The organism is Dyadobacter sp. HNCC25DJ185, from assembly GCF_056895195.1.
The window spans coordinates 542435-554687 of the sequence record NZ_JBXHAR010000005.1; the positions used below are offsets into that span (position 1 = coordinate 542435).

General features: G+C 43.8%; 7 protein-coding genes. 3 read left to right on the top strand and 4 right to left on the bottom strand.

Annotation, left to right across the window (positions count from 1 at the left end; translation table 11 throughout):
* Window positions 1-103 precede the first annotated feature (103 nt).
* Together AC1XUF_RS17160 and AC1XUF_RS17165 are read left to right on the top strand one after the other, a co-directional pair.
* The gene (locus AC1XUF_RS17160) at window positions 104-2809 is read left to right on the top strand and encodes a hypothetical protein (RefSeq protein ID WP_483343046.1); all 2706 of its coding nucleotides are present in this window, start codon (window positions 104-106) and stop codon (window positions 2807-2809) included.
* Entirely contained in the window at window positions 2784-6479 is a 3696-nt protein-coding gene (locus AC1XUF_RS17165) for a hypothetical protein (RefSeq protein WP_483343047.1), read from the top strand. The genes AC1XUF_RS17160 and AC1XUF_RS17165 overlap by 26 nt, the downstream gene beginning before the upstream one ends.
* Before the next feature lie 61 nt (window positions 6480-6540).
* On the opposite strand, the gene AC1XUF_RS17170 is transcribed toward AC1XUF_RS17165, so the two are convergent.
* From AC1XUF_RS17170 to AC1XUF_RS17180, 3 genes are all read right to left on the bottom strand, one after another.
* A complete protein-coding gene (locus tag AC1XUF_RS17170; RefSeq protein WP_483343048.1) occupies window positions 6541-7473 on the bottom strand; it encodes a hypothetical protein in 933 nt (310 codons plus the stop codon).
* A 115-nt stretch (window positions 7474-7588) separates the two neighbouring features.
* Window positions 7589-9244 (bottom strand): hypothetical protein, encoded by a 1656-nt coding sequence (locus AC1XUF_RS17175; protein ID WP_483343049.1) that lies wholly within the window; start codon window positions 9242-9244, stop codon window positions 7589-7591.
* A 246-nt stretch (window positions 9245-9490) separates the two neighbouring features.
* Window positions 9491-9766, bottom strand: a complete 276-nt coding sequence (locus AC1XUF_RS17180) for a hypothetical protein (protein ID WP_483343050.1) — start codon at window positions 9764-9766, stop codon at window positions 9491-9493.
* A gap of 419 nt (window positions 9767-10185) precedes the next feature.
* On the opposite strand from AC1XUF_RS17180, the gene AC1XUF_RS17185 reads away from it, so the two are divergent.
* On the top strand, window positions 10186-11028 hold the full coding sequence (locus AC1XUF_RS17185; protein WP_483343051.1) for a helix-turn-helix domain-containing protein: 843 nt from the start codon (window positions 10186-10188) through the stop codon (window positions 11026-11028).
* A gap of 49 nt (window positions 11029-11077) precedes the next feature.
* Here the strand turns inward: AC1XUF_RS17185 and AC1XUF_RS17190 are convergent, their stop codons facing one another.
* Window positions 11078-12253 carry a mandelate racemase/muconate lactonizing enzyme family protein gene (locus AC1XUF_RS17190; RefSeq protein WP_483343052.1) on the bottom strand — a complete coding sequence of 392 codons (1176 nt, stop codon included), beginning with the start codon at window positions 12251-12253 and terminating at the stop codon, window positions 11078-11080.

The window sequence follows — 12253 nt, forward strand, 5'->3', positions numbered from 1 at the left end:
AGATCGCGGGCATACTTTGGGGTAACCCGGATTTTGATTTCAGGAATTACGTCAATGCCAATAGTGGTAGCAATAAAACGTGTCGATAAAACCCGTGTGATCAATGGATTTTACTGTTAAGTGGATCGAAAAAGATCCTGAAAAGGAATTCTGGGATGCTTTCCAGGCAGATCATACGCTGCCAAAGGATCTTTTAATCAAGCATTTTCAAAAGCCTGGGGCACAGGCCAAACCAACGGCTGTCTCGGTCTATTACGCTTTGCTGTGCTCCAAAATCGACCCGGCGGCTGGCGACCCGGCGGTCGGCGATCCTGCGACAGGCGATCCTGCGACAGGCGATCCTGCGACGGGCGATCCCGCTGCCGGATGTATATTTATCTATTTCCCGCAGTCCAATTCGGTACTGATCCGGCATATTTTTATTAAAGACGCCTACCGCAAAGAATTCGACCTGGACGGGATTGACCCGACATATGACAAACTGAAACATTTATTTTCCAATAAACGCATTTATGCGTCGGAGCAGGATGGACTTGCTTATCTCCTCTCACAAATCGGGAAAGCGGGCCAGCCCATTTACGTTTTCGGGGAAACAATCAACGTATTAAAAGCGAAGGAATTACCGCTTGAAGAACATCAGAAACTCAACAAGCTGCACCGGTTTTATGCGGCCATGAAGGGAAAAACCTTTGAGACGGACCAGTACGATCGGCCGAGGATTGGCGCTGAATTCTCTGATCTGCCACTGTCGCTGATCAATTTCCCCGAGTTTCACGGACGGCCTTTTGCCATTCCCGTTGCGGCTGTATTGTCGTTTGTTGAAGAATACCAGCAGTTTGTTTTAACAAAAGGCATTAGCAATGAGAAAATAACGGATTGGTCCGCAACCAATTTATTGGCGAAGATTGCTGATTTACCCGCAGCAGCGACGGTGGAAGATTTGAGGGCCCTGGGAGTAATTAAAAAGGGCGAACAGTGGGATCAATTTCTTCTGGGTTTACTAAAAGAACAATACTTAGAAGACGAACCCTATGTTTATATGCTTGAGCTTCCGCGCTTGGAACAACCAAAAATAAGTTTCAACAGGGCATCCGTTTGTTTCGAGCTTATGGTTGATGAAGACTATTATGAGCCAACAAATATTGACAAGGAGCAAAAATTCTTTAGAATAACTGAAGAAGTGGAAGAAAAAGGCTTCTGGCAGAGCGCTTTTAGCTGGATTTCCAAAAAACCTACTCAGGAAATAGCGCCGGAAAAGACCCGAGAGGCCAAAATAAACCAAATACTGAGTGATGGTTATTGCGCGATCAATCACTCGTTCGAAACGGACTTGCTGGCTTACAAGTACCAGGCAACTCCTCCGTTTTTTACCAAGAATTACCGCCCCGGACAGTTGGTTACAATCCAGTTTCCCGAATCGAGTGATTTTATTTCAGAGGGCAGGAAAGAAAAATTCTATACCTCTCCAGATGGAACAGGTCGGGAAATCACGATGAATTGTTTCGTCAACTATTCCTATTTTCCAAACAGTCGAATGCGTGTTTGGCACATTGTCCTTCGATCCAGAGACGAATATCCCGTTTCGGAATTTGACATCATCAAATTGATGAAGTTTTTCAGCGGCTCCCAGGAAAGCGTCTCCGAGATTAAGAAAAAGGAACAATTAGCAAAGATCAAATTCAGGGTCGAGAAAGAGGGCGGGGCGATGTGTAACTTCCTTGATTTCTTCAAGCAAGTATCGGAAGTCATTTACATAAAAAGGTCGGATACCAGAGAAAACAAAAACATCGAAGAAGAACTCTCCCTCCTGAAAAACATCAAGACCGGGATAGTGCAATTGGATTCGATGTACGCCAATCTGGAGACATTGATAGCTTATCTGCAAAGCAGTGCGCCCACCGTCAACGAGAAGGAAAATGTATTCAATGCCAAGGTAGGTGAACTAAGTCAGGAAAAGCTGGATAACGACCTGATTAACTATCACGATCATCTGTATCGACAATTCAGTCGTAGACCCAATAAAGACAAGCAGGCTAATCTATACGGAGATATCGAATACCTGCTCAAAACATATTGTGGCATTGCGTTAGGCATATTTGATTTTGAAAGAATGGGCGGACAGGAGGTCGGCGACACGCTGCAGCCCAGAACAGAAAGCCTCGACGACGCTTACTTTCTGACAGTTAACCGGGGAGTGATCACATCCTTCAGCATCGACGACGACGTTTTAAATTCTACCTGGGATACGCTGGGCATCAATCCGTACCTGGTCGTACCCAGTGCGGTGCTGGTGCATAATGAATATGTATCAACCGACGCGGACAACAGGTTGACCAGAGTTTTGGAACGCTGTCGGGTTGACAGCACAAACGCCATCAAGCTGGAAGAATTGATCGAAGAGCGAAACTTTATCGATGATTTAGTAAACGACGACATTTTAGGTAATGTATTTCAATACCCTTCTGAGAAGGAATTGTATGAATACGGGATGGAGCACAGAGGTATTAATGAACGGATCAGGGATACAAAGTCTAAATTGAGCCAGCTTGACAAGATCATTGAGCAGATACAATCTCAGAAAAGTATCTCAAATGAACGGATCATTCAAACCGTACTGGGAATACTGTCGCTGCTCCAAATCGTGTCATTTTTTGCTGATTTAAAGGAGATCTCGGAGTTCCGGAAAATATTTATCCTCCCTGCGATTGGTCTCCTGGCAATTGGACTATTGTATTTTAATTTTCTCAGGAGTAGCAGTGTCAAAATAAAAAAACCTAGAAAAGATGGCAAGCGCAACAAAAAATCTTGATTCATATCTACATTTATTTAACGCCAAGGAAAATGAAAAATTTTATTATCTGACCCTCATTCAGGAGAATTCACAATTTGTCGGTAATATTTTTCGGCCGGGAAATCCTGCCATTGAAGAAAACAAAGCGGCCCTTCTAACCTACTTAGATGAATTTTTTACGATCTATGTGAACACTTTTTCGGGCAATGAAAGGGAAGAAGTTTACAAAATACTGGGACGCATTCTGCCTCAATACTATCTGGATGAGTTAGAGGACGCCCCTGATTGTTTTTCAGATACCTGCAAAGCCATTTCATCGGACAATTTGTATACAGGCTCTGATCTCATGAAACAGATAGAACGTTATAATCGAGAAAGAATCTCAAAAGAAGCCGAATTTGGCTCCTGGAATGACCAGACAATCATTACGCTTTGTTTAAAAAAAGATGAAGAGAAAATGACGGTGGTGGGTGGAATGATATTGGAATATTATTCTTCACGCAAAGAGAACGCCAATCATTCTGAGCTTTCACGTTGCATCCTGACGTACTTGTTTTTTGATGAGGCATATAGAAAGAAAGGTATTGGAGGCTATTTTATAAAAGAGATTTTACCAATCATTACAAAGAGTCAGATCTGTCTAAACGGGCATGATAAGCCGGTTAACCCTTCATATGTATTTTTCGAAACAGATAACCCAATGTACGCTTCCAAAGATGAAGGGGAGTCAGAAGAAGAGATAAATCAAGAATCAGATAAAGAGTTAAAAGTGAAGAAAGGAATGTCATGGAATGACAGGCTGTGCTTCTTTCAAAGTGTTGGTGCGAAATGGCTGGATATTTGTTATGTTCAGCCAAAACTTTCAGCTGACCAGTGTCGGGCATATAACCTGTTGTTTATGATATTTCCCGACGTGTCGGATGCTCTTGAAAACACATTTATGATTAATAAACGGGATGTTTTATCCTTCTTAGTGGACTTTTATAAAAACCTGGAAGAAGACAAACCAAAATTTGATTTGATTCCCCAATTGAAAACAGAACAAAAAAATGATGTCCCCTTAGCTGATATTGAAGGAAAAGATGTGGACCTATATCGCTCATACCTTGCTATCGAAATATCTGACGCAATTGATGATTTTGAGAATAATTTGCATTATCACAAAGTTGTTAAACTTAGGACACTTCAGAAAGATTTAGAAAATCAGTTTGATTTAATTGCCCGCCTGACCATCGGCAAAAGCAGCGACGAGATTAACCTCATTTTTGACTTCTTGGAGCCGGTATTCATGACTGACCTTAATACAAAACACGAATTTGAGGAATATTGTAACAAGTTTTACAGTGACTTACGCGGCTCAATGACGAGTTTAAGACTTGCGGAGATTAAAAATGTAATAGACGATATCATAAAGGAAAAAAATGCTTTGGAAATCGGTTCTACAAAAATTAGATCCCTTGCTGAGATCAAAAGTGATTTGCAACAGATTTTTGAAGAGCCTTTGATAGAAGCTCTTGGAAGCAACCCAGAGGATTTTTCTAAGAATGTGGGAAACTCTATCGCAGACAACATTGCTATTTTAAAAGGTAATGATACATTTTATCTGAAAGAAGTGCCCCGATTTGAATCACCTATGCTGCTATTTGATAGGTCATCAATTGCATTCAACATTGCTTTGAACCCATATGTTGACTCGAAATATTTCTCCCTTAGTTCGCGGGACAACACAATGTTTTATAATTTTAATTATAAAAGCGAAAAAGTACTGAAAAATATCCCAAACGCCCGGTTATTGCATTTGCGGTCGAAGGACAATAAGATTCTCACTTTCGAAGAACTGGATTGTCCTATTTTCAAGTCTTATGAAAATGATTTATTTGCGTTTAATTACTACGAGGAAAAATCGAGGACAAAGAATAAATTCCTCACATCTTTTACAGTTGAGGTAACGTTTCCGTATAAAATTGAATTCCTGTCAGAGGGACGCAAGGAGAGTTTATTTTTGAATGTTAAGGAGGATCCATTCATTCTAGAGAATGATGAAAAGGAGGCGAAGTACCTTACTTATAAAAAGAAACTTAAAGGCTTTCTAAATGTGATGTATTTTAAAGATGATATTTCCAGGGACTTTGCTGATCAATATGAGCGCATAAAGAGTAATGGAGGGAATACTTTATTGGAAGGAGACGATGATATAATTCTTGACTTCGAAGTCTCTAACGCAAAAAGCCTCGTTTGGAATATAGTTTTTACTAACGATAGAAATGACTTTAATAAAAGTATAGCACTCTCTGAATACGAAATTATCGCATTGACCAAGCTGTTCTCTGGAAAGCAGGAGCGAAGTTATGTGGACTTGAAATTTGACAATGTAACGATTAAGTCGAATTCTGCAAGTATCAGGGATTTACTCGTCAATATTTTTGGAATAGTTAACGACAAGATTGCCAGAAAGAAGAATGTGTTATATGACATTCACTCGGGTATTATACAAATTGATACCTTGAAAACGAAGATTTTTTCGAGTAATAAAAATGAATATACGGATCTTTTTCAGTCCGACTATGATACGGAATTGGCGATAGCCAGGCGGAGGAAAATGCGGCAAAGGAGGCAGCAACTAATGGAAACCAATCTTACCAAGCAAAATATTTATATTTTGCTTGAAGAATATCTGAAAGACAACGTTGACAACATTGAATTACTCGATCAACTGTATCCGGAAATTAAGCCAGAGGAAGAAGCAGCGATATCCCATCTCGAGCTCTACCGTAATGCCCGGGATTTTCATTATGATGATTCATTCACGGGATTTGAGGATCGATACAACGTAAACAAGTTTTTAAATTATTCTCTTAACGCGCTTTGCGGTATTTCGCTGGGAATTTTTGACTTTCATAGGATGGGCTATGAGGAAGTAACTGATACAATCTTTCCATTAGATGAAAGCGCCACAGATAAGGCAATGATCATTATGAAAAGGGCCAGCCTATTTAGTTGCTGCCATGAGAACAGTGTTTTTGATAGTTCTATTGGGACAATTGGTATGAGCCCTTATTTAATTATCCCGAATTCTGTACTGGTTTATAATAGGGTACAAGCAGACTATTACAAGAATTTTATGCAATCGATCTTTAAGTTAGCAGATGAAGAACTAGACAACAAAGAGTTTCTTTTTCGTCGCGAGGAGGCGCTAAAAGACCTGAACATAAAAAGTAGGGATTTATATCTGATCCTGCTTAAACTTAAAAAGAAAACAGAAAGTTTTTTTGACGATATTTATATTCCAGACATTTTTAACTATCCGACGGAGCAGGAAATTTATTCAAAAGGAATAAAGGATAGAGGAATAGTTGAGTTATTTAACCAAATATCGGTTACAGGAGGTGAATTAAAAGAACGGATTGAGGAAGTGGTAGAAGTTAGAACGACAATTTACAATATCCTTACAGCCTTATTTTTAGGCGTGTTTTCGATCGCTTCTACTTATGAGCTTTTCACTAAGCCTTTATTCATTCCTTTTTGGGAATTTTATATCAAAGGAGGGCCACTTGTCGGCTCCTATTGTTTCAGTGTTGGCGCAGTCGTCTTTCATGCTTTGCTTTGGGGATTTCTTGGCTATTTCGTGAACAGACTGCGCAAGATTATACCAAGGTATATCACGATTGACTGGTTTAGAATAGGGTAACCCTGTTGCCGTTTCAGGCCAATTAGTTTTTGAATCACGTCAGTCCCCGGAGCTTGCCCCCTCAGACCGCGGCTCCGGGAATCGCAGTCAATGCCACCGACAAATCATCCACGCGCTGGCTGACCAGATTGTCGTACATTTCACGAATAATATTTTGGCCGTTGGCCGATAGGCCGATCAATTCTGGTGCCGTCGGAGTTAGCGGTCGAAGCCCTCGAAGTTGTTTGATCGCTTTGAAATCGTGCAGGTAGTTTTCGGTCCCATAACGGGTTGTCGAATCCGGGTCTTTGTTCCGGTCGAGGCTCTTGGCTAGTTCCATCACAAATGAGATAACCGTTTCTACGGAAATGGTATCCGTCAATCCGGTAAGGCCCGGGAAACACAGCAGATAGAGGTTCGTCACAATCCCTTTGTCGTCACCCAATGGCGGCTGTACATAGGTGAAGTCAATCCGTTTTGCGCCCATTCGGCTGAAGAATTTGAGTCTTTTCGCAGGCGGCATCGAATCCATCTCCGGCGGTGTGTCGAAAGGATTATTTGATTCGAACAACACGGCATTGATGTGCTTGCCATATTGGTTTGCAAAGAATTTTACTAACCCCGCCAGTCCCTGCTCACTTTCGATCAATGATTCGGCGATTTTCTTTTGTTCGGCACCAATGCCTATCCCTCTGAATGCCTGGTCGACGAACAAATAGGTAACCAGTCCGCAGCCGCTGTCAGGGTAAAATTCGACGATACAGCCGGCCACAAATTGTTTGGTGCCATCAGGACTTACAAGTTGATAGGCCATCAGGTGCGTATGTGGGTTGTCGGTTCCTTCGGCGATGCGTTCTTTGATGAACAGCGGCTCTTCCAGTTCGTCGGGATCGGGAAAGTTGGATGGGTGTTCGTACAGCGAAAAAAATGAGTCTACGAGCTCGGCATGTGTCTGAAGGTCTTCGGGTCGGGTGATCCAGACGATGTCGAACGAGTGGCTATTGTATTGATCCACAGCAAGATTATAATTTTGTGATTGGATTTGAACCTCTTTTGGGAGTGTTAATATAAAAAGACTTTCAGAACACTTTCGATAAAATGTGCTGTGGCGGTAATTTGACGAAGTGTTTTCAAAGCGAAACCGATCGGGAAATCAGCCTGTAATGGGGCTTACCGGCTTTGAGCCAAAAAAGGGTTGCGGTATAAATCCCGGGCTTCATTTTTTTGGGAATTTCAACATTGAGCTCACCGGCTTCACTACTTTTCCAGGATGGCCTGGTATCTATCAGCGCCAGCATATAAAACTTAGCCGGGTCTGCATTTTCAGAGAGCCCCAGATACGTATCCTCTCCCGGCACCTCCCTGCCTACATGCAATACCTTCACCTCCGCGACTGGGTAAATAAAAGTGCTATATCTGTCCAGCTTCGGAAAATCGGTAACCTTTATTTCTATGCCTTTTGCAGGCGTAGTCGTGCTTTTCCATGCGTCAATGGTTGTTTTGTCGAAATATTCCGGGAACGTGTAGTTCTCGTAAAATTCGGGCGCAGGATCGGGAAGGTTGAAATACTGGTGCAGGAAGACGCCGTTCCTTGTGTAATTATAACTGTCGGCTTTGAGCCCGGCAGTGTGAAAATTGACGGCTCTCTCGTATTTTTTGTAGCTGTAAATGCTGATTACCAATGCGAGGAAAACCGAGGCAATTTTAAACAAAGCTGCATTTCGGAAAGGGGCGCTTTTAACCAAAAACAAATAAAAAATGATAGCCATGCTCACGGAATAGATCTGGAACCGGATCGAGATCATGGTCCCTACTCCCCCGGCATAACGTCCGATCATGATTACAGCCATGCTGGCAAGGAGTCGGAGAAAGCAAATGTCTGTGAGATCAAATTTGAACCGTTCGGTGAAAGTGAGTCTGGGGTTGTGTTTGGGGCTTGGGAAAAATTTAAGCAGGAGAAAAGCAACGAGGATCCCTGCACCCAGGAAGGTGGATAGCATGACGCCGTGTGTATCCGATATGATTTTGGCCAGAGAGCCGATAATTACAATAAAAGCGTGTGCCATTGCCGGTAAGCTGGCAAATGAAAAATCGATGCGACTGGCGGAGGAAAGTTTGAAATGGGTGAAATAGACCGCGAAATAAGCCACCGAAAAAGCAAGAAAAACGGCGCTGTCTTTCCAGCGTTTTTGTGTCAGTAGCCAAAATACCCCTATTGGCATGATGCCGATCCCGTCGAGGTTGGTGAGGCTGGCTGCCACTGCGATTGGAAATGCAAAAAACCATCGCGCCTTTTTCTCGGGCTGTAAAAAATAGAGGCACAAAATGGAAAAAGCAATGGAAAGTGTATGCTGAAAAGCGGTAAGGCTCCAGAGATGAACCTGGTAAACAATAGGCGAAAACAGGAGTATTGTTACAGGCAGAAACGAAGTGATATTCTTATTGGCAGACCGGTAGATCAGATAAAAGGCATAACCCAAAAGGACCAGGTTAAAATATCCCAGCAGGATCATCAGCCTGAAATCCAGTGTACCCCGCAACAGATAACTCAGTATAATTCCCAGCCTGGGGAAGGTCGACCGGTGGTCGTTCTGCTGACGGAATAGTACCGTAAAGAGATTGGAAGTTCCCTTTTTCAGGATGTTGATGGAATCGACCAGTTCCATATCATCCATATAAGGCACATTAAGCGCGTGTCTGAAAATGTAGGAGCCAAATACAATGACGGGAAGAATCATTGCTAAATAAAGCAAGGCATACTTTCCTTTTGTAGCCGGGATGTTCATGTAGTAAGTTGAGATGCCATCGACTGATTTCCATATCAAAAATAGGAGATCAGCCGTGAATTAAGTCAAACCGGTTACAAATCTTTTGAGACACGATGCAAATTAGCTCTACACAATGTATGATATGCAGCCTGGCAAACAGCGTTGCTAAAGGTTTGTCCCAGCGACCTTTTCCCTTAAAAATGGGTGGTTCACTGCTAGAATTTGGTAGTAGGTTGTAAGCTAGCGGATGGCTTTATCGTCGGGTCATGAGCTGAGATTGACCCGGTTTCTTGATTTATGCGAGTTTTTAAACTCCTGAACGTCGCGGCTCGTTACAAAATCGTCAAATTCCCAGGCTTGAAACTCTTTTATCCTGGGCCCTTCGACCAAGCGGGTGGTTACCTGACGGAAACGCAGAAAATAGAAGAGCACGAACGGATTATGGTCCAGCATTTCCGGAGTTGCCGATGGATTGAATTTCTTATTTTTCACGGCAATGATATAGGTTTTATTTTCCGGGAGCGTTGGTATGTATTTCATTTGTTCATACCCTTGGGCAATAATTTCATCTTTTGTCATCACTGGCTAATTGCGGGTTATGTTCTTCGGAATATTCTCAAATGCTGATGTGCATTCGCATTGCTTATGTATTTCTACTCTCTCCTTATGGTTTTTCAAAGTATTTTTATGGAAAATGTAGAAATATATTTTGAATTAATGTTATGATTATCAATTAGTTATAAATATATATGGCAGTTGTGGTTTTCCCTAACAAATGAGCGAAGAATACATTCGCCGGTTTTGGGCCGAGGCAGGGCGCACAAGAAGAAATGGACGGTAAAACAAAGATGCGCGATTGACCGAAAGTTTTGTCCGGTGGCCGAATATCGGGGCCGGATCACTAGTTTTGGGTAAGTGATTTGTGCACATTCGAGCGCCGTATATCAATACATTCCCATATGTTATCTTCTCAAATGCTGCACCAGGAATTTGATCCCCCCGAAGAGCTAACGGATACGATCAGGTGCTTTTGGTACGATAGAAAGGATTTTGGAAAAAAAAGATCGGGCTTTGAAGTTGTACCTGACGGTTATGCGGAAATTATTTTTCATTTCGGAAGCGCATGCAGCATTTCTTACAAAGGAGCCTTGCAGCCGTTGCCATCACCCTTCATGATGGGGCTGCTCAATGAGCCTGTACTTTTTCAGACGAAAAACCGTCAGGAAATTCTGGGCGTCAGATGCTATCCGTGGACCGTGTTCGATTTGCTCGGACTGCCGTCCGGCAAAGGCGGGGTACGCACATTGGAGCATCCGATTGCACAGCTTCAGCCTATTTTGGGTGAAAGGGTCGGCGCAGGTGAAATAGCAGAAGCGGTGGAACTGTTGCAACAGTATTTCCTGAATGCGAGAGCGCGGACAGCAGGTAACAGCATGCTTTTCAAAGCGGGAAAGGCTATGCAGGAAGCGAACGGGAGCATGCCGGTAAGCCAGGTAGCGGCGTCAGCCCATGCGACGGTTCGCACATTGGAAAGGAAGTTCAAGCAATCGTCGGGCCACAGTGTGAAGGATGTTTCCGGCCTGATGCGCTTTGAGCAGGTACGAAACCAGTTATGGCGGGACCCGGATTCCAGCATTGCAGGCCTGGCCTACGAGTTAGGTTATACGGATCAGTCACACCTCAGCAGGGAATTCAAGCGGTACAGCGGCGTCAGTCCTGCTGTTTTCGCAAGGGAGGCCAGGAAACAAGCTGTGCAAGATCATTTTGTGTCTTTCATGCCATCCGGCAGCCTGTCCAAATAAAAAGCCTGCAAACCGGTGATCTGCAGGCGCTGGACGTCTTTTGTTTTCGTTACAGTTCGGGTGTGGAATACAGCAGCTGCCCGCCTACGTGGATCTGAGCGTCGACCAAGTATTTCTTTAAACCTTCATTGTTGATCTCCATACCGAGTCCGGGGAGTTCCGGGACGTTCACAAACCCATTGTTATCCAAAAGAATTTTATTGGTGGTGATATCAAGCGCAAGGCTCTTGGGCTCTACCGGGTATTCGCAAATGATGTCTGTTTCCAGTCCCGCATACGGCTGGATGGAGGCACTTAAAGCCAGGTGCGAAGTAAAAGTGTGGTTGACATATGTGATGTTTTTTGCCACGGCGTGGTCGGCAACCCGCTTGGCAGAGGTGATGCCGCCAATCCTCCCGGTATCGATCTGAATGTATTCCAAGCCACCAAAATCCAGCATGGCAGCAGCCTGTACGTAGTTGTTGCAGCCCTCGCCGGCTGCCAGCGAAATTTGGGGCTTCGCCTCCGAAAGCGCCTTGTATGGGCCGAGCGCCAGGTTGGTAAAGGGTTCTTCCAGCCAGTAGGTGTTTACTTCCTTCAATGCCTCCAGCCGCTCGATGGCAGCAGCCGCATTTTCATTCCAAACCGTGCCGATATCTATCATCAGGAACAAATCTTCTCCCAGACCGGCCCGGGCGGCGCGAAAGTGTTGTCCGTCTGTTTTTGCGTCAGTCTTACCTATTGGGCCCCAGCCAAATTTCACGGCTTTGTAACCTCCTGCCCGGGAGGCTTTTGCCTTTTCAAAGGTAAGCTCCGGGGTATCTCCGAAGAGCTGTGAAGCGTAGGGCAGCTTTGGAAATGCTTTTTTGTAACCCAATAGCCGGTAAACGGGCTCCTGCAGATATTTCCCCAACAGGTCCCAGAGCGCGATGTCTATCCCGGAAAGTGTATGGTCCGACTGCAGAAGATCGAAGCAATTTTCATGCACGCGTTTGGTAATCTGGTAGATGTCGGCAATACTGTTCAGCGACATACCTTCCACTGCCCATTTTACCGGTTTACAAGCGCTATGCGACATCGGTGTTACATAGCTGGCGATGGTGGGCAATGGCGAAGCTTCGCATTCTCCCCATCCTTCCAGGCCGCCGCCCCGTACCCTAACCAGCGTAGAATCCTGACTGCCGTCGCCTATATCAAGCACTTCGGGCATGCTGAGGTAAAAAAAATCAACCGATTCGATTTTCAT

What these genes read in the sequence shown, in the direction of transcription:
- AC1XUF_RS17160 (WP_483343046.1), top strand. Translation starts at nt 104, where the DNA reads ATGGATTTTACTGTTAAGTGGATCGAAAAAGATCCTGAAAAGGAATTC.
- AC1XUF_RS17165 (WP_483343047.1), top strand. Translation starts at nt 2,784, where the DNA reads ATGGCAAGCGCAACAAAAAATCTTGATTCATATCTACATTTATTTAAC.
- AC1XUF_RS17175 (WP_483343049.1), bottom strand. Translation starts at nt 9,244, where the DNA reads ATGAACATCCCGGCTACAAAAGGAAAGTATGCCTTGCTTTATTTAGCA.
- AC1XUF_RS17180 (WP_483343050.1), bottom strand. Translation starts at nt 9,766, where the DNA reads ATGAAATACATACCAACGCTCCCGGAAAATAAAACCTATATCATTGCC.
- AC1XUF_RS17185 (WP_483343051.1), top strand. Translation starts at nt 10,186, where the DNA reads ATGTTATCTTCTCAAATGCTGCACCAGGAATTTGATCCCCCCGAAGAG.
- AC1XUF_RS17190 (WP_483343052.1), bottom strand. Translation starts at nt 12,253, where the DNA reads ATGAAAATCGAATCGGTTGATTTTTTTTACCTCAGCATGCCCGAAGTG.